The organism is Azospirillum sp. (assembly GCF_035627195.1).
Taxonomy (GTDB): Bacteria; Pseudomonadota; Alphaproteobacteria; order Azospirillales; family Azospirillaceae; genus Azospirillum.
This window is the reverse complement of sequence record NZ_DASPMG010000441.1, coordinates 1-16,502: the sequence shown is the minus strand read 5'-3', so window position 1 is coordinate 16,502 and position 16,502 is coordinate 1. Positions and strand designations below refer to the sequence as shown.

Below are 16,502 nucleotides of genomic sequence, written 5' to 3'. Positions count from 1 at the left end.
ACCATGGGTACGTGTGCAGCGTCGACCGCTTCGCGTTCGTCGACGGCATCTTCGGCCTGGCGCGCCGCGCCGTCGACCTCGGCTACCGCGTCGCGGTGATCACCAACCAGTCGGGGATCGCCCGCGGCTACTACACGGAAGCCGACTTCCACGCCCTGTCCCGCTGGATGGGTGCGGAGTTCGCGCGGCACGGCGTGACGCTGGCCGGGGTGTTCCACTGCCCCTACCACAAGGTCGGCACGGCCTCGCCCTACAGCCGCGAGAGTTTCTGGCGCAAGCCCAACCCCGGCATGATCCTGGAGGCGCAGCGCGTCCTCGGCCTCGACCTCGCGCGCTCGGTCTTCGTCGGCGACCAGCCCACCGACATGGCCGCCGCCCGCGCGGCCGGCGTCGGCACGCGCGTGTTCTTCGGCCCGGCCCCCGAATCGGGACCGGACGCCGGCCACGCCGTCGCCCGCTTGGCCGAGGTGGAAGCGCTGTTGGGGTAGGGGGGCGATGCCCCCCCGCCGCCTACTGGTTGTTCCCCGACGGGCCCAGGAAGCCGGCGCTGATGCCCGGCGTGCGGAACTCTCCCAGGTTCTTGAAGACGAGGCGGAAGTAGATGGTGTTGCCGTCCACCTCGCCGCCGTAGGTGCTGGTGTAGTCGCGGCGCGCGATCGTCTGGAAGGTGAAGCACTCGTCCTGGTACGTCAGCACGCCCATGCTGGCGCGCGCCCCCGCTTCCGGCTTGATGGCCTGGATGTGGGCGATCGACGCGCTCCAGTTCTGGTTCAGCTGCGAGCTGGCGGAGAAGGACACCTGCTCCAACTCGTTGCGCACCACCGCGTTGCGGTCGGTGGTCTGGTCCACGTAGGTGTAGGCGGTGCCGACGCGCAGCAGCGGCACGCCGGCGCTGGCCGACAGCGAATGGCGGCGCGGCTTCAGCGACTCGCGGTCCAGGCGGAAACCATAGTTGATGTCCAGCCAGGACGCCGGCGCCAGGTCCAGCCGGCCGACGTAGTCGGAAAACCGGTCCTCCAGCCCCGAGCCGTTGGGGTAGTCGCCGCCGCGGCCCGCAAGGCGGTAGCTCTGCCCGAACAGCAGCGTCGCCGACCCGGTGTTGTAGCCGTAATAGCCCGTGCGGAACCCATAGGCGATGCGCGTGCCGCCCTCCAGCCGGTCGATGCCGGGCCAGCGGTTGGGCAGGAACAGGTTGGTCTCGTCGAACTCGACGTCCAGGCTGTCCTCGATCGGGATGCCCCGGTCGCGGCGCACGTTGGTGGCGGTGGTCAGCGCGACGATCGGCTCGATCAGCTGCGAGGCGTTTTCGCCGTTCCGCACGAACGGGTAGCGCACCATGATCTGCGCCTGCGGGAACAGGCGGAAACGCGTCGCGTTGTCGGGATCGCCCGGCGTGAAGAACGACCGGCTGTTGTTGGTGGCGTGGTACCCGGCGGCCAGCACGCTGGCGCTCACCGTGGTGACGAAGCCGGCGTTGGAGATGATCTCGCGCTGCCAGCCCGGCTGGATGGCGAAGCGCTGCATGCTGCGGCCGTCGCGCTGGCGCCGCGTGATGCCCAGCACGCTGGTGTCCAGCGACCAGCGCCCGCCCAGCAGGCTGCCCGGCTCGCCCAGCGCGTTCCACTGCGCCAGCGGCAGCACCAGCGGTTCCGGCACCACGTTGCCATAGCGCAGGTCCTGGAACGAATAGGCGTTCAGCGCGGCGTAGCTGCGGCCGCGGAAGCCCTCCACGAAGGCGCGGCTGGTCAGCACGTCCTCGCGGACGTCGTAGTAGCGGCGCAGGTACAGCGGGTCGCTGGCGCGCTTCACGTCGAAGCCCCAGCGCCACGTCTCGTCGATCTCGAACAGGCCCTTGCCGAAGAAATGGCCGCGCCAGCGCGTGTCCTTGGGGGCACCGGCGCCGATGCCGTTCGGAATCTCGCCGCGCGTGATGCTGCCGTTCAGCTGCAGACTGCCGCGCTCGAACCGCTTGCGGTATTCGCCGCCCAGCAGCAGCCCCTGCTTGCTGTAGCCGCCCACCTCGACCGTGGCGTCCTGGTCGGGCGCGATGTCGATGTAGTACGGCACGCGCAGGAACAGGCCGAGGTCGGAATTGCTGCCCGCGTGCGGCGCCAGGATGCCCGACTTGCGATCGACCGACGGGTCGGGGTGCGAGAGGTAGGGCGTGTAGGCGATCGGCACGCCGAACATCTCCAGCACGGCGTCCTTGTAGCGGACCTCCTTCGCCTCGGCGTCGTGCACCACGCGCACCGCGCGCACCTGCCACACCGGCGGCCGGGTCGGGTCCTCCTTGCAGAGTTCGCAAGGGCTGTAGACGCCGCGGTTGACGCGCGTGATGCGGCCTTCCCGGCGCTCGCCCTCGGTGCCGGCCATGCGGGAGTTGTCGGTCATCAGGACGCGGATGTTGTCGATGAACGCGTCCCGCATGTCATCGGTCAACTCGGCGTAGTCGGCGAAGACGATGTCGCCGCTCGGCTCCACCAGGCGGATGTTGCCGCTGGCGGTCACCACCTTGGTGCGCTGGTTGTAGTTGATGGTGTCGGCGCGGACGGTGCGCGCCCCTTGCGACAGCTCGACGTTGCCGCGGGCGGTGACGACGCCCTGCGTCTCGTCGAAGGTCACCTGGTCGGCGCTGAGCAGCACCGGCTGGTCGGTGCGCGTCGGCGCCTGGGCCTCGGCGGGAACGTTGGCGGCGACCGAGCAGGCGATGACCAGCCCTATGAGGCCGGCGCGCAAGGCGGCCTTGCGCGAATGCTGCGTTCGGTGTGCCGGACGGCTGCCCCGGCGGCGCCGGGCATGTCGGGGGGTGTGCTGCGCCATAGCCCGAACGTTTGAGGTAAGCACCGGGCCAAGTCAACGGTTTCGCGGATTTTCCGCCGCACCGCGACTTTCCAGCCACGATGGCGGGGGACGGCCGGGGGTTCCGGCCGAGTCCCGCCGCTCAGGCGAAGGCTTTGAAGGCGATCAGGGTGAAGGTGTCGCGCACGCCGGGCAGCGTTTGCAGCTTTTCCGTCACGAATCGGCCGATGTCCTGGTCCTGGGCCAGGTAGCACTTCATCAGCAGGTCGTACTGGCCGGAGATCGAGTGGACCTCCGACACCTGTTCGACTTCGAGGACGGCCTGGTCGGCGACGTCGTACGCCTTGCCAAGCTCGCACTTGACCATGACGAAGATCGTCTGCACCGCTCAGCCCTCCTCGCCCTGGTCCGGCATTTCGTCGGGCACCGGCGCCGTCTTCGGCCGCGCGGCGCGCAGCAGGAAGGCGGGCAGGTGGTCGCCGAAGCCGATGATCGGCGTGTCGTCGTCGTCATCGTCCCGGCGGCGGCGCCGGTCGCGATCACGGTCGCGGTCCCGCTCGCGGCGCGGCGGCAGTTCGCCGCGCGCCATCTCGTTGCGGGGCGGCTCGTTGCGGATGGACGGGGCGGCCTCCGCGGCCTCCACCACCTCGGGACGCGGCTCCCGCTCCGGACGCTCGCGCTCCCGGCTGCGGCCCCGGCCACGCGATTCGCCCCTCGATTCACCCCGCGACTCGCCCCGCGATTCGCTGCGGCTCTCGCGGGCTTCCGGACGCGACTCGCGCGCCTCCTCCTTGCCCTTGCCGCGCTTGGCGCCGCCGCGGCGACGGCCACGGCCGTCGTCCTCCTCGAAGGCCGCCGGGTTTTCCAGACCGTCGATGGTGATCAGCGGAATGTCCTTCTTGATCAGCCGGTTGATGGCCGCCACCGCCTTGCCTTCGTAAGGCGTGGCGATGGTGAAGGCGCGGCCCGAGCGGCCGGCGCGGCCGGTGCGGCCGATGCGGTGGACGTAGTCGTCGGCGTGGATCGGCACGTCGAAGTTGAAGACGTGGCTCAGCCCTTGCACGTCCAGGCCGCGGGCGGCGACGTCGGAGCAGACCAGCAGCGTGATGTCGCCGCGCTTGAAGGCGTCCAGCGTCTCCGTGCGCTTGGCCTGCGCCATGTCGCCGTGCAGGGCGCCGGCGTTGAAGCCGTGCCGCTCCAGCGACTTCTGCAGGATGGCGACGTCGCGCTTGCGGTTGCAGAAGATGAAGGCGTTCTTCACGTCCTCGGTGCGCAGCAGGTGGCGCAGCGCCTTGCGCTTGTCCTCCTCGTGCACCAGGGCCAGCGCCTGGGTCACCGTCTCGGCCGGGGAGGCGGGCGGGGCGACGCTGATTTCCTTCGGGTTCATCAGGAACGCGTCGGCCAGCCGGCGGATCTCCGGCGGCATGGTGGCCGAGAAGAACAGCGTCTGGCGCATCTTCGGCAGGCGGCCGACGATCCGCTCGATATCGGGGATGAACCCCATGTCGAGCATGCGGTCCGCCTCGTCGATCACCAGGACCTTGATGTCGTTCAGCATGATGTTGCCGCGCTCGATCAGGTCGAGCAGGCGGCCGGGCGTGGCGATCAGCACGTCGACTCCGCGGTCGAGCTTCTTCACCTGCTCGGTGAACTGCTCGCCGCCGATCAGCAGCGCCATGTTCATCTTGTGGTACTTGCCGTACAGCTCGAAGCTGTCGGCGACCTGGGCGGCCAGCTCGCGCGTCGGCTCCAGAATCAGCGACCGCGGCATGCGCGCCCGCGCCCGGCCGTTGGCCAGGATGTCGATCATCGGCAGCGTGAACCCGGCGGTCTTGCCGGTGCCCGTCTGCGCGCAACCGAGCACGTCCCGGCCTTGCAGGACCCAAGGAATGGCCTGCTCCTGGATCGGCGTCGGCTGGGTATAACCCTTGTCCTCGATGGCCCGCAGGACGTCAGGTCCGAGCCCAAGTTCCGAAAAAAGCATCCAACCGGTTTCTATCTGGAGAGTGCGAGAACACGAACCTTTCGGCCCATGTTTAGATGGGTGTGCAGAATATGAAGTCAAATCATGCTGTCAATACGTCAGTTACCGAGTCGCGAAAAAGCCTGTGGGCCGGACGGACGGGTTGGCGGGGCGAAGTGCTTGCGCTAGCGTTGCCGCAACGGGCCGCGGGCTGCGGAACCCGGCGGCAAATGGGCCCGAAAAAGGGGAGGAATGGGTGGACGCTGAGCGCTTCGTCGTGCGGCCGATGAGCCGCGCCGAACTCGACCTCGCGGTCGAGTGGGCGGCGCGGGAAGGCTGGAATCCCGGGCTTCACGACACCACCGCCTTCCACGCCGTGGACCCCGCCGGCTTCCTGGCGGGCGTGCTGGACGGGCGGCCGGTCACCTCCATTTCCGCCGTGCGCTATCCCGGCGGCTTCGGCTTCATCGGCCTCTACATCGCGCTGCCGGAGGTGCGCGGCAAAGGCTACGGCCTGCGCACCTGGCAGGCCGCCCTGGACCATCTGGCCGGCCATGTGACGGGACTCGACGGCGTGGTGGCGCAGCAGGAGAACTACCGCCGTTCCGGCTTCACGCTGGCCTACCGCAACATCCGCTACGCCGGCACGCCGCCCGCCGGTCCGGTCCCCCAGGGACTCGCCGACGCCCGCACCGTGCCCATGGGCGCGCTGCTGGACCTGGACGCCGCGCTGTTCCTGGCGCCGCGGCCGGGCTTCCTGGCCGCCTGGATCGCCCTGCCGGGCGGTGCTGCGCTGGCCGCCGTCGACGACGGCCGGGTGACCGGCTTCGGCGTCGCGCGCCCCTGCCGCGAGGGGTTCAAGATCGGCCCGCTCTACGCCGACGACCCGGCGACGGCGGAGCGCCTGTTCCTCGGCCTGGGTGCCGCGGCCGGCGGCGGCCTGCTGTTCCTCGACGTGCCGGAGGTCAACCCGCAGGCCGTCCAACTGGCCGAACGCCACGGCTTCACGCCGATGTTCGAGACCGCGCGCATGTACAACGGCCCGGCGCCGGAGCCGCCGCTGGACCGCCTGTACGGCGTCACCACCTTCGAACTGGGCTGAACCGTCCTAAGACATCGCTTGAACAGGGAAGTGCAAACCATGCTGCTGTCGCACGAGCGCTCCGTCCTCGTCGTCGTCGACGTGCAGGAGCGGCTGATGCCGGCCGTGCACGAGGGCGAGCGCGTCGTCCGCAACGCCGGCATCCTGCTGAAGACCGCGGCGCTGCTGGGCGTGCCGGCGCTGGCGACCGAGCAGTATTCCAAGGGCCTCGGCCCAACCGCCGCATCCCTGCGCGACCTTCTGCCGCCCGACGCGATCGTCGAAAAGCTCCACTTCTCAGCGGCTTACGAGCCGTCCTTCATGAACCGTCTGGACGCGCTGGGGCGCGACCAGATCGTGCTGTGCGGGTCGGAGGCGCATGTCTGCGTGATGCAGACGGCGCTGGGCCTGCGGGCGCTCGGCCGCACCGTCTGGCTCGTCGCCGACGCCACCTCGTCCCGCACGCCGGCCAACGCCGAGGCCGGCATCGCGCGCATGCGGGCGAACGGCGTGGAGATCGCCACCACCGAGATGGTCGCCTTCGAATGGCTGCACCGGGCCGACGTGCCCGCGTTCAAATCCGTACTGGCTCACATAAAGTGAGGTCGCAGAAATGAACCGTATCCCCTTGATCCTGCTGCCCGGCATGCCGCTGGACGCGGCGCTGTGGGAACACCAGACCCAGCATCTGGCGGAGGTGGCGGAGGTCAGCGTCTGCATGATCACCCAGGCCAACGCCATGGCCGACCTGGCGCGCCTCGTGCTCTCCCAGGCGCCCGCGCGCTTCGCGCTGGCCGGGCTGTCCATGGGCGGCTACGTGGCGCTGGAGATCATGCGCCAGGCGCCCGAGCGCGTGCTGAAGCTGGCGCTGCTCGACACCAACGCCCGCCCCGACACGCCGGAGCAGACGGCCAACCGCCGCGCCGCCATCGAGCTGGCGAAGCAGGGCAAGATGCGCGCGGTGATGGCCGGCATGGTGGCGAAGCTGATCCACCCCGGCCGCCTGAACGAGCGCGACCTCGTCGACTCGATCCACGCGCAGGCCGACCGCATCGGGCCGGAAGCCTACGCGCGCCAGCAGACCGCCATCATGAACCGCGCCGACAGCCGGCCGGACCTGCCCGCCATCCGCTGCCCGACGGCGGTGATCTGCGGCCGGCAGGACGCGCTGACCCCGCCCGAGGTGCATGTGGAGATGGCCGACGCCATCCCCGGCGCCCGCTTCCTGCCCATCGAGGAGTGCGGGCACCTCGCCCCCATGGAGCGGCCGCAGGCCGTCACCGCGCTGCTGCGGGAGTGGCTGCGGTACGCCTGAGCGCGCGGGCGGCCGTCAGGCCGCCCGGATGCCCTCCAGGAACCGCTCCACCTCCTGCTGCAGTGCCACCGACTGCTGCGCCAGCTGGCCGGACGCGCCCAGCACCTGGGCGGCCGCCGCGCCGGTCTGCGTCGCCGCCTCGCTGACGCCGGCGATGTTGGTGCTGACGATCCGCGTGCCCTCGGCCGCCGCCTGGACGTTGCGGGCGATCTCGGCGGTGGCCGCTCCCTGCTCCTCGATGGCGGAGGCGATGGAGGTCGCCACCTCGCTGATCGTGCCGATGGTCTGGCCGATGCCGGCGATGGCCTGCGCGGCCACGTTGGTGGCGCCCTGCATGGAGGCGATCTGGCCGGCGATGTCCTCGGTCGCCTTGGCGGTCTGGTTGGCCAGCGACTTCACCTCGCTCGCCACCACGGCGAATCCCTTGCCGGCCTCGCCGGCGCGCGCCGCCTCGATGGTGGCGTTCAGCGCCAGCAGGTTGGTCTGCGTGGCGATGCCGGTGATCAGCTGGACGATCTCGCCGATCCGCTGCGCCTGATCGACGAGTCCCTGGACCTGCGCGTTGGTCTGCGTCGCCTCGCTCACCGCGGCGTTGGCGATGGTGGTGGATCGTGCGACCTGGCCGCTGATCTCGGTGATGGAGGCGGTCAGCTCCTCCGTCGCCGCCGACACCGTCTGCACGTTGGCCGAGGCCTCCTCGGCCGCGCCGGCCGTGGTGGTGGCGCGCGCCTGGGCGTGGTCGGCGATGTCGGTCATGCTGCGCGCGGTGGTCTCCAACTCCACGGCCGCCGCCGACAGCGTCTCCAGGATGCCGCGGATGCCCTGCTCGAAGGCGCCGATCAGCCGGTCGACCTGGGCGGCGCGCCGTTCCTTCGCGCGCTGCTCCTCGGCCTGCGCGGCCTCCAGCCGGCGGCGCTCCAGCGCGTTGTCCTTGAACACCTGCACCGCCTGCGCCATGCCGCCGATCTCGTCCTGCCGCGCACCCCCCTCGACCGCGACGTCCAGGTTGCCGGAGGCGAGCGCCCGCATGGTCGCGGTCATGCCGGTGATCGGTCCGGCGATGGTGCGGCGCGCCAGCACGATGGCGACGCCGAAGCACAGCGCCAGCCCGCCCGCCGCCGCGCCCAGCAGCCACGCGCGCGACGCGTGATAGCTGGCGGAGACGGCGTCGGCGGCCGCCTGCTGCTCCTTGTCCAGCCGGTCGATCATGGCGCGGAACCTGTTGCGCACGTCGACGTACTGCGGCTCGAATCGCTTGGCGGCCACCTCCATCGCCTTGGCGTCCTCGTTGGCCAGCGCCAGCCGCCGCACCTCCTCCGTCGCCGCGACCATCGCCTCGAAGCCGCGGCGCATGGCGGCGATGTCGGCGGCCAGCGACGGCATCGCCGCCGCGGCCTTGTCCATCCGCTCCATGGCGATGCGCGCGTCCTTCTCCAGCGCCTCGCCGGTGGCGCGCATCTCCGCGGCGTCGCGCTGGGCGACCAGCAGGTAGACGTCGCGCCCGGTGGCGTTCAGCAGCGAGTTGGCGCGCGCCAGCCACAGCGACCCCGACGCCTCGTGGTCGAGCAGATCGGAATAGCTCTGGTCGAGGCTGCTCATCTTGTACAGCGCTGCGACCGTGACTCCGACAGAAAGTAACGCCAGCAGCGCCAGGGCGAGCAAGATCTTAGAAACGATGAGGAAATTATCGAGCACGGCGCCATTCCAATCGTTACACGTCGCACAAAGCCTTAAGTGAGCTTACGGACGCGGCCCACCCAAGTACAGATGGGGAGGGGAATGGCATACCTTTGAAGGATTCTGGTGTGATCTTTGCCGCTTCCCAGGCCCCGATTGGGCGCCATTGTGATGGTTATTGATGTGATTGTCCGCTGATGGTGCCTATGCTGCGTTCAGCAGCCCAGGCACTCCACGCGGCGCGACGGGAACAGGGAGAAGGTCAGCCCGGAGATCAGGTCGCGCAACCCTGGATCGTCCAGCCCGCGCGGCTCGTCCAGCCAGCCGGTGGCGGAGGTGAGGGCACCACCCGCCCGGCAGAAGGCGCTCTGCACGACCAGCGACCCGCCGGGCGGCTTGGTCGGGATCGGGCCGCCGCGGCACAGCGCCGAGTTCAGCATGTTCTCCGCCGGGTTGAAGGCCAGCACGACGGCATAGTCCCGCCGCGCCGTCTCGTTCGGCGTGGTGGTGAAGTTGGTGCGCACGCCCATGATCTTGTTCTGCATCGCGTCGGTCACCGTGCGCGCGAACCGGTCGGGGCTGCCGCCCACCGGGTTCCCGTGGATCACCACGCGCAGGTCGCGGTCGGATGCGGCGTACGCGACCTCGGCCGGCGTGTAGGCCGGGGAGATCTCGTCGGCCACCACGCGGTCCCGCCCGCAGGCGGCGAGCACCGGCAGCAGGGCGAGCACGGCGAGGCGAAGGAAGAAGGACATAGGCGCACCCGGCGGCGACGTTGTAAGTACCGGTGAGAATGGGACGGGCGGGCGGACCCGGCAAGCTGATCGGAAGAGGTGACATGTCGGCGATCGCGTTCCTGAGAGAGGCGACGGAGCTGCACCGCGGCGGCAGGCTGGCCCGCGCCCGCACGCTGTACGAACGCTACCTGAAGGCCGCGCCCAAGGACTTCGACGCGCGCTACATGCTGGCCATGCTGGAATGCCAGGACGGCCGCTGCGGCGTGGCGCTCGGCCCCCTGCGCCGCCTGCTGGGCGAACGGCCGGACCGGCACGACGTGCGCTACACGCTGGGCCGTGCGCTGAACGAACTCGGCCGGCACGAGGAAGCGGTGGCAACCTTCGCCCCGCTGCTGGAGACCACGCCGGAGAACTTCGAGGCCTTCCTCGAATCGGCCCGCGCCCTGGTGGCGCTGGACGATTCGGAATCCGCGCGGCGCGTCTGCGTCCGCGGCCTGTCCGTGCACCCCGCCGTTGGCGCGCTGCACTACGCGCTGGGCGTGGCGCTGGGCGCCCTGGACGACGCGGAGGCGGCGGCCCGGCACCTGGGCTGGGCAGCGCGGCTGGACCCGCGCAATCCTGAGGTTCTGTACGCGCACGGCAAGGCGCTGCGCCGCCTGAACCGCATCGCGGAGGCTGGTGCCGCGCTCGACGCCGCCCTGGCGTTGGATCCCGGCATGCTGCGCGCGCGGCTCCTGAAGCTGCGGCTGGTGCCGGTGATCTACGACGACGCGGCGGAGATCGCCCGCTGGCGCGCCCGCTTCACCGAGAACCTGGAGTCTCTGGCCACCACGGCGCCGCCCAAAGCCGACGCCTTCGACGCGGTGGCCGAGACGACGAACTTCTACCTGAATTACCAGGGCCTGGACGACCGGGGGCCGGCGACGCGCTGGGGCGACTACGTGCACGCCGTCGTCACCGCGCGCTTCCCCGACATGGCCGCGCCGCCGCGCACCAAGCGCAAGCCGGGTGGCCGTATCCGCGTCGGCTTCCGCTCCGCCTACCTGGTCGACCACACGGTGCTGCACCTGTTCCGCGCCTGGATGACCGGGCTGGACCGCGACCGGTTCGAGGTGTTCGCCTACGCCCCCGCCGGCGGCGACGCGGAGACCGAACGGCTGGCGCGCGAGGTGGAGCACCTGCGCCGCTTCGGCCCGGATTTCGAGAAGAACGCCCGCACCGTCCGTTCCGACGGGCTGGACGCGCTGGTGCACCTGGACATCGGCATGGAGGCGCTGGGGGCGTGCTACGGCGCGCTGCGGCTGGCGCCGCTACAGGCGGTGGCCTGGGGCCACCCGGTGACCACCGGCCTGCCGACCATCGACCTGTTCCTGTCGTCCGACGCCATGGAGCCGGCGGACGGCGCCGCGCACTACCGCGAACGCCTCGTGCGCCTGCCGGGCCTTGGCATCGGGTTCGAGCCGCCGGTCCTTCCCGGCCGGCCGGCCGACCGCGCCGCGCTGGGCGCCGGTCCCGACGACACGCTGTTCTTCTGCGCCCAGTCGCTGTTCAAGCTGCTGCCCCAGCACGACCACGTGTGGGCGGAGATCGCCGCGCGGGTGCCCGGCGCGCGCTTCCTGTTCCTGCGCACCTCGGGTACGGACGTGGTGGACGGCTTCATGCGGCGGCTGGACCGCGCGTTCGGCGCCGTGGGCCTGCGCGCCGCCGACCACGTGGTGTGGTCGCCGCCGGTGGACCGCGCCGGCTATCTGGCGCTGAACATGGCGTGCGACGTGTTCCTCGACAGCATCGGCTGGTCCGGCGGGCGGACGGCGCTGGAGGCGGTGGCCTGCGGCCTGCTGCCCGTCACCACCCCCGGCCCCTTCATGCGCGGCCGCCACACCGCCGGCATCCTGCGCCAGCTCGGCATCCCGGAGACCATCGCGCCCGACAAGGCGGCCTACGTGGACGCCGCCGTCCGCGCCGCCACCGACCGCGTGTGGTGCGAGTCGCTGCGCGCCCGCCTCACCGCCAACCGCGCCGCCCTGTTCGCCGACCGCGGCTGGCTCCCGGCGCTGGAGACGGCGCTGGCGGGCGGGTGACGCCCCCAATCGTCCTGCCCGGGCTTGTCCCGGGCATCCACGCACTCCGACCAATCCAAGGTGCGTGGGTGCCCGGCACAAGGACGGGCAGGACGATCAAGGCACGTCACGCACCCCGCAACGCCGCGATGTCCGGGTTCGGCCCGGTGATCGCCGCGAGGTTGCGCTGGATCTTCTCCACCGGCCAGTCCCACCAGGCGATGCGCAGCAACTCCGCCACCGTCGCGTCGTCGAAGCGGCGGCGCACCTCCACCGCCGGGTTGCCGGCGACGATGGCGTAGGGACGCACGTCCTTCGTCACCACGGCGCGGGACGCCACGATGGCGCCGTCGCCAATGGTGACGCCGGGCATGACGGCGGCCTGCCAGCCGATCCACACGTCGTTGCCCACCACCGTGTCGCCGCGGATCGAAAACTCCGGCATCGGCGCCTCCCATTCCGCGAAGATCAGGAACGGGTAGGTGGAAACGCCGGACAGCGCGTGGTTGGCGCCGTTCATCAGGAAGGTGGCGCCGGACGCGATGGCGCAGAAACGGCCGATCACCAGCCGGTCGCCGATGTCCTCGTAATGGTAGAGGACGTTGCGGTCCTGGAACCGCTCCGGCCCGTCCGGGTCGTCGTAATAGGTGTGGTCGCCCACGACGATGTTCGGCCGGGTGATGAAGTTCTTCAGGAACCCCACGCGCGGGTGGCCGGGCTTGGGGTGAGGATTGCCGGGATCCGGGCCGGGCAGGGGCATAATTGTGACCTCCGGTGTCGGTACGCCGAAAGCGGGCGCGAACGTGCGCGCCGGGATGGAATAACGGGCGGGGGCGCAACGTTCATCGTGGGTATGGAGCCCAAGAGCCCTAGCACACGGGGAAAGCGATGAACACGCTCAACACGGTCACCAGGACGGTCGGCAAGGGGTCGTTCACGGCGCTGCTGCGCGGGGCCGCGGTGGCCGTGGCGGCCATATTGCCGGCGGTCGTGCTGTTCGCGGCGCAGCCCGCGGCGGCCGACCACAAGCACCGCCATCACCACGGCGACTACGGACGCCATTACGGCGGCCATCACCATCATCGCGATCACTATCGCGGCCATGGCGGCTGGGGCGGCCACGCCTGGGCGCCGCCGCCGGTCGTCGTCGTGCCGTCGCGTCCGCGCGTGGTGTACGCGCCGCCGCCCCCGCCGCCGGTGTACTACGCCCCGCCCCCGCCCGTGGTGTACGCGCCGCAGCCGGGCCTGGGGGTGTACTTCAACATCCGGTAAGGGGAGCGCCGTAGGTTGGGTTGAGGCCAAAGCCGAAAACCCAACGTCCTCGCCATGGCGGAGACGTTGGGTTCTCGCTGGCGCTCAACCCAACCTACGGGAATCCCTCAGATGTCCCGCAGCCAGCGGGCGGCGGACGCCTCGATGAGGGCGGGGTAGTCGGCGCGCTCCGGCCCGATCAGCGGCAGGCCGATGTCGGCGACGATGCGGGCAACCGTGTCGGCATCGATCGGCAGGCCCAGCGTACGGGCGCGCCGGGCGATCTCCAGTTCCTGACCCCAGTAGTACACCCGCGGCGCCTTGCAGTTGGCCTGCATCCGGTGCATCTCGGGGATGCGGTCGCCGTTGATGGGGCGCCAGATGTCGGCGAACAGCGTGTCCATCGGCGCGTCCGGCACGTACGCCGTGGCGTCTCCGTGCACGATGGTGACCTTGGCCGCCGCCTCGGCCGGCAGCTGCTCGAACACGCCGATGGCGCGGAAGGTGTCCAGGACCTCCTGGTCGAGGTCGACGACGGTGACGCGCGTCACCGCCGGGTTCAGCGCGATGTTGGCGGCGGCCCAGCCCATGCCCATGCCCATCACCACCGTGTGCCCGGCGGCTGCGCGGACGCCGATCTCCTGGCTCTCATGCTCCATGGGGGTGGAGGACATCCAGGTGCTCGTGGAGCCGTCCTCGTTGATGCTGATCAGCGCCGCGAGGTTGTGGACGAGGCAGGGGCCGCTCCAGTAGCCGGGGCTCATCACCGTGTTGCTGACGCGCAGCTCCCACCGGTCCGTCCGCATCGGCCGGTAGGTCGGATTGAAAAGGTCGGTCTGGTAGGTCGGCAGGGCGGTTAAGGCGTCGCTCATGAATTCCCCTGAAGTCACCGGGATGCAAGGGCCCCCGCCCTTGCCGGGAGAGCGCGAGAGGGCGGCGCCCTCTCGCATGTCCTATACGTCGATGTCGTCGGCCCGCACGAACTTGGCGTTTTCCTGGATGAACTGGAAGCGCAGCTCGGGCTTGCGCCCCATCAAGCTCTCCACCAGGGTCTTCGTGCGCTCGTGGTCCTCCACCTCCTCCGGGTCGGCGGCGTTGGGAACCTTGACGCGCAGCAGGGTGCGCTTGGCCGGATCCATGGTGGTCTCGCGCAGCTGGGCGGGCATCATCTCGCCCAGACCCTTGAAGCGGCTGATCTCCACCTTGCGGTTCTTGAAGACCTTGGTGATCAGCTCGTCCTTGTGGCGGTCGTCGCGGGCGTACAGCGACTTGCCGCCGCCGCTGATGCGGTAGAGGGGCGGCAGGGCGAGGTACAGGTGCCCGTTCTGGATCAGCGCCCCCATCTCCCGATAGAAGAAGGTCATCAGCAGCGAGGCGATGTGGGCGCCGTCCACGTCCGCGTCGGTCATGATGATGACGCGCTCGTAGCGCAGCTTGTCCGACGAGAAGTCCTTCCCCACCCCGCAGCCCAGCGCCTGGACGAGGTCGTTCAGCTCCTGGTTGGCCTTCATCTTGTCGACGGACGCGCTGGCGACGTTCAGGATCTTGCCGCGCAGCGGCAGGATGGCCTGGGTCTCGCGGTTGCGCGCCTGCTTGGCGGAGCCGCCGGCCGAGTCGCCCTCAACCAGGAAGATCTCCGTGCCCTCGGCGTTGTTGCGCGAGCAGTCGGCCAGCTTGCCGGGCAGGCGCAGGCGGCGGGTCGCCGTCTTGCGCGCCGTGTCCTTGGCGGACTTGCGCCGGGCGCGCTCCTCCGCCTTCTCGATCAGGCGCTCCAGCAGCGCGTTGCTGGAGGCCGGATCACCCGACAGCCAGTGGTCGAAGTGGTCCTTGATGGCGGCGTCGACGAGGCGCTGCGCCTCGGTGGTCGCCAGCTTGTCCTTGGTCTGGCCCTGGAACTGCGGCTCGCGGATGAAGACGGACAGCAGGATGCACGCCTCGCCCATCACGTCGTCGGCGGTCACCTGCCCGGCGCGCTTGTTGTTGGTCAGCTCGCCATAGCCCTTGATGCCGCGCGTGAGTGCCGCGCGCAGGCCGGCCTCGTGCGTGCCGCCCTGGGGGGTGGGCACGGTGTTGCAGTAGGTGTGCGAGAAGCCTTCCTCGTCCTCCGGCCAGGCCACCGCCCATTCCACGCGGCCCTGGCCGTTGGGGAACTCCGCCTGCCCGGCGAAGGGCGTGGGCGTGAGCGACTTGCGGCCCTTCAGCGCGTTGGTGAGGTAGTCGAGCAGGCCGCCGGGAAAGTGCAGGCTCTCCGCCGCCGGCGTGGTCGAGTCGGGGCCGAGCAGCGAGGGATCGCAGCTCCAGCGGATCTCGACGCCGCGGTAGAGGTATGCCTTCGAGCGCGCCATGCGGTAGAGGCGGCTGGGCTCGAAATGCGCCGCCTCGCCGAAGATCTCGGCGTCGGGGTGGAAGCGCACGGTGGTGCCGCGGCGGTTGATGGCACCCTGCTTGTTGAGGGGTCCCAGCGGTGTGCCGCGGCTGTAGTTCTGGATGAACAGCTGGCGGTCGCGCGCCACCTCCACCGTCAGGCGGTCGGACAGCGCGTTTACCACCGACAGGCCGACGCCGTGCAGGCCGCCCGAGGTCTCGTAGACCTTGTTGGAGAACTTGCCGCCGGAGTGCAGCGTCGTCAGGATCACTTCCAGCGCCGACTTGCCGGGGTATTTGGGATGATCGTCGATCGGGATGCCGCGGCCGTTGTCGCGCACCGTCACCGTGCCGTCGACCGCCAGTTCCAGGTCGATGCGGCTGGCGTGCCCCGCCACCGCCTCGTCCATGGCGTTGTCCAGCACCTCGGCGACGAGGTGGTGCAGCGCCCGGTCGTCGGTGCCGCCGATGTACATGCCGGGGCGGCGGCGCACCGGCTCCAGACCCTCCAGGACCTCGATGTCGCTGGCGGAATAGGTGTCGGCCTTGCGGGCCGTGTTCTCGAAAAGATCGCTCATGGCCCCATAATAGGAATTTCGTCAGGGGTACGCAAGCCGATGCTGTAGGCCCTATATACGCCGTCCCCAAGATTTTGTGCCGTGTTTTTTCGCGTCCTTTTTCGCGTACCGGGAGGAGCCATGAGCGAACAGAACCCGTGGGATACGAACAGCGATCCGGCGTTGCGCACCATCGCCATGCCGGCCGACACCAACCCCAACGGCGACATCTTCGGCGGCTGGCTGCTGGCGCAGATGGATCTGGCGGGCGGCGTGGTGGCGCTGCGGCGCGCGTGCGGGCGCGTGGCCACCGTCGGCATCGAGGCGATGACCTTCCACAAGCCGGTGTTCGTCGGCGATGAGGTGAGCTGCTTCGCCCGCGTCGTGAAGGTCGGGCGCACGTCGATCCGCGTGCGCGTGGAGACCTGGGTGCGCCGCCACCGCACCGGCGAGCCGGTGAAGGTGACGGAGGGGGTGTTCACCTTCGTCGCCATCGGCGACGACGGCCGCCCGCGCGAGGTGCCCAAGGATACGATAGAAGTGTAGGGGCAGGGTGGGGGAGGCGCTTTCCTCCCCCGTCGCGGGCCCGGCTTACTGGCTGGGCGCGGTGCCGGTGCCGCCCGACGGCGCCGGCGTCGTGGTGGCGCCGCTGCCCGGCGCGTTCTGGCCGGGGGTGCCGGCCGGCGGGTTCGCCGTGG

The 16,502-nt window shown here is 70.4% G+C and carries 15 protein-coding genes; 7 read left to right on the top strand and 8 right to left on the bottom strand.

What is annotated here, in order from left to right; translation table 11 throughout:
• Window positions 1–488, top strand: a 488-nt coding sequence (locus VED21_RS37930; protein WP_324891550.1) for an HAD family hydrolase, incomplete at its 5' end; no start/stop codon positions are given.
• Between the two features lie 22 nt (window positions 489–510).
• Here VED21_RS37930 and VED21_RS37925 read toward each other — a convergent pair.
• From VED21_RS37925 to VED21_RS37915, 3 genes are all read right to left on the bottom strand, one after another.
• A complete protein-coding gene (locus VED21_RS37925; protein WP_324891547.1) occupies window positions 511–2,736 on the bottom strand; it encodes an LPS-assembly protein LptD in 2,226 nt (741 codons plus the stop codon).
• Between the two features lie 205 nt (window positions 2,737–2,941).
• Window positions 2,942–3,184 (bottom strand): Lrp/AsnC ligand binding domain-containing protein, encoded by a 243-nt coding sequence (locus tag VED21_RS37920; protein WP_324891545.1) that lies wholly within the window; start codon window positions 3,182–3,184, stop codon window positions 2,942–2,944.
• Window positions 3,185–3,187: 3 nt separating this feature from the next.
• A complete protein-coding gene (locus VED21_RS37915; protein ID WP_324891543.1) occupies window positions 3,188–4,783 on the bottom strand; it encodes a DEAD/DEAH box helicase in 1,596 nt (531 codons plus the stop codon).
• A gap of 235 nt (window positions 4,784–5,018) precedes the next feature.
• Between VED21_RS37915 and VED21_RS37910 the strand changes: the two genes are divergently transcribed.
• Genes VED21_RS37910 through VED21_RS37900 form a run of 3 tightly spaced genes read left to right on the top strand, consistent with a single transcriptional unit; the run spans window position 5,019 to window position 7,158 of the window.
• A complete protein-coding gene (locus tag VED21_RS37910; RefSeq protein ID WP_324891541.1) occupies window positions 5,019–5,864 on the top strand; it encodes a GNAT family N-acetyltransferase in 846 nt (281 codons plus the stop codon).
• Window positions 5,865–5,903: 39 nt separating this feature from the next.
• Window positions 5,904–6,446: a hydrolase gene (locus tag VED21_RS37905; RefSeq protein WP_324891539.1), complete on the top strand. Its 543-nt coding sequence runs from the start codon at window positions 5,904–5,906 to the stop codon at window positions 6,444–6,446.
• A 10-nt stretch (window positions 6,447–6,456) separates the two neighbouring features.
• Window positions 6,457–7,158: an alpha/beta fold hydrolase gene (locus VED21_RS37900; protein ID WP_324891537.1), complete on the top strand. Its 702-nt coding sequence runs from the start codon at window positions 6,457–6,459 to the stop codon at window positions 7,156–7,158.
• Window positions 7,159–7,173: 15 nt separating this feature from the next.
• Here the strand turns inward: VED21_RS37900 and VED21_RS37895 are convergent, their stop codons facing one another.
• Window positions 7,174–8,853, bottom strand: a complete 1,680-nt coding sequence (locus VED21_RS37895; protein ID WP_324891535.1) for a HAMP domain-containing methyl-accepting chemotaxis protein — start codon at window positions 8,851–8,853, stop codon at window positions 7,174–7,176.
• A gap of 197 nt (window positions 8,854–9,050) precedes the next feature.
• Complete coding sequence (locus VED21_RS37890; RefSeq protein ID WP_324891533.1) at window positions 9,051–9,590, bottom strand: hypothetical protein; 540 nt, start codon at window positions 9,588–9,590, stop codon at window positions 9,051–9,053.
• 83 nt (window positions 9,591–9,673) lie between these two features.
• On the opposite strand from VED21_RS37890, the gene VED21_RS37885 reads away from it, so the two are divergent.
• Window positions 9,674–11,653 (top strand): tetratricopeptide repeat protein, encoded by a 1,980-nt coding sequence (locus VED21_RS37885; protein ID WP_324891531.1) that lies wholly within the window; start codon window positions 9,674–9,676, stop codon window positions 11,651–11,653.
• A 106-nt stretch (window positions 11,654–11,759) separates the two neighbouring features.
• Here the strand turns inward: VED21_RS37885 and VED21_RS37880 are convergent, their stop codons facing one another.
• Entirely contained in the window at window positions 11,760–12,392 is a 633-nt protein-coding gene (locus tag VED21_RS37880; protein WP_324891529.1) for a CatB-related O-acetyltransferase, read from the bottom strand.
• Between the two features lie 128 nt (window positions 12,393–12,520).
• Between VED21_RS37880 and VED21_RS37875 the strand changes: the two genes are divergently transcribed.
• A complete protein-coding gene (locus VED21_RS37875; protein WP_324891527.1) occupies window positions 12,521–12,904 on the top strand; it encodes a hypothetical protein in 384 nt (127 codons plus the stop codon).
• 107 nt (window positions 12,905–13,011) lie between these two features.
• Here VED21_RS37875 and VED21_RS37870 read toward each other — a convergent pair whose 3' ends face one another.
• Both VED21_RS37870 and parE read right to left on the bottom strand, forming a co-directional pair.
• A complete protein-coding gene (locus tag VED21_RS37870; protein WP_324891525.1) occupies window positions 13,012–13,755 on the bottom strand; it encodes a hypothetical protein in 744 nt (247 codons plus the stop codon).
• A gap of 81 nt (window positions 13,756–13,836) precedes the next feature.
• Window positions 13,837–15,825, bottom strand: coding sequence for a DNA topoisomerase IV subunit B (gene parE, locus VED21_RS37865; protein WP_324891524.1), 1,989 nt, complete (start codon window positions 15,823–15,825; stop codon window positions 13,837–13,839).
• Between the two features lie 120 nt (window positions 15,826–15,945).
• On the opposite strand from parE, the gene VED21_RS37860 reads away from it, so the two are divergent.
• The gene (locus VED21_RS37860) at window positions 15,946–16,350 is read left to right on the top strand and encodes an acyl-CoA thioesterase (protein WP_324891522.1); all 405 of its coding nucleotides are present in this window, start codon (window positions 15,946–15,948) and stop codon (window positions 16,348–16,350) included.
• Window positions 16,351–16,502 lie beyond the last annotated feature (152 nt).

What these genes read in the sequence shown, in the direction of transcription:
- VED21_RS37915 (WP_324891543.1), bottom strand. Translation starts at nt 4,783, where the DNA reads ATGCTTTTTTCGGAACTTGGGCTCGGACCTGACGTCCTGCGGGCCATC.
- VED21_RS37905 (WP_324891539.1), top strand. Translation starts at nt 5,904, where the DNA reads ATGCTGCTGTCGCACGAGCGCTCCGTCCTCGTCGTCGTCGACGTGCAG.
- VED21_RS37900 (WP_324891537.1), top strand. Translation starts at nt 6,457, where the DNA reads ATGAACCGTATCCCCTTGATCCTGCTGCCCGGCATGCCGCTGGACGCG.
- VED21_RS37890 (WP_324891533.1), bottom strand. Translation starts at nt 9,590, where the DNA reads ATGTCCTTCTTCCTTCGCCTCGCCGTGCTCGCCCTGCTGCCGGTGCTC.
- VED21_RS37885 (WP_324891531.1), top strand. Translation starts at nt 9,674, where the DNA reads ATGTCGGCGATCGCGTTCCTGAGAGAGGCGACGGAGCTGCACCGCGGC.
- VED21_RS37880 (WP_324891529.1), bottom strand. Translation starts at nt 12,392, where the DNA reads ATGCCCCTGCCCGGCCCGGATCCCGGCAATCCTCACCCCAAGCCCGGC.
- VED21_RS37875 (WP_324891527.1), top strand. Translation starts at nt 12,521, where the DNA reads ATGAACACGCTCAACACGGTCACCAGGACGGTCGGCAAGGGGTCGTTC.
- VED21_RS37870 (WP_324891525.1), bottom strand. Translation starts at nt 13,755, where the DNA reads ATGAGCGACGCCTTAACCGCCCTGCCGACCTACCAGACCGACCTTTTC.
- parE (WP_324891524.1), bottom strand. Translation starts at nt 15,825, where the DNA reads ATGAGCGATCTTTTCGAGAACACGGCCCGCAAGGCCGACACCTATTCC.
- VED21_RS37860 (WP_324891522.1), top strand. Translation starts at nt 15,946, where the DNA reads ATGAGCGAACAGAACCCGTGGGATACGAACAGCGATCCGGCGTTGCGC.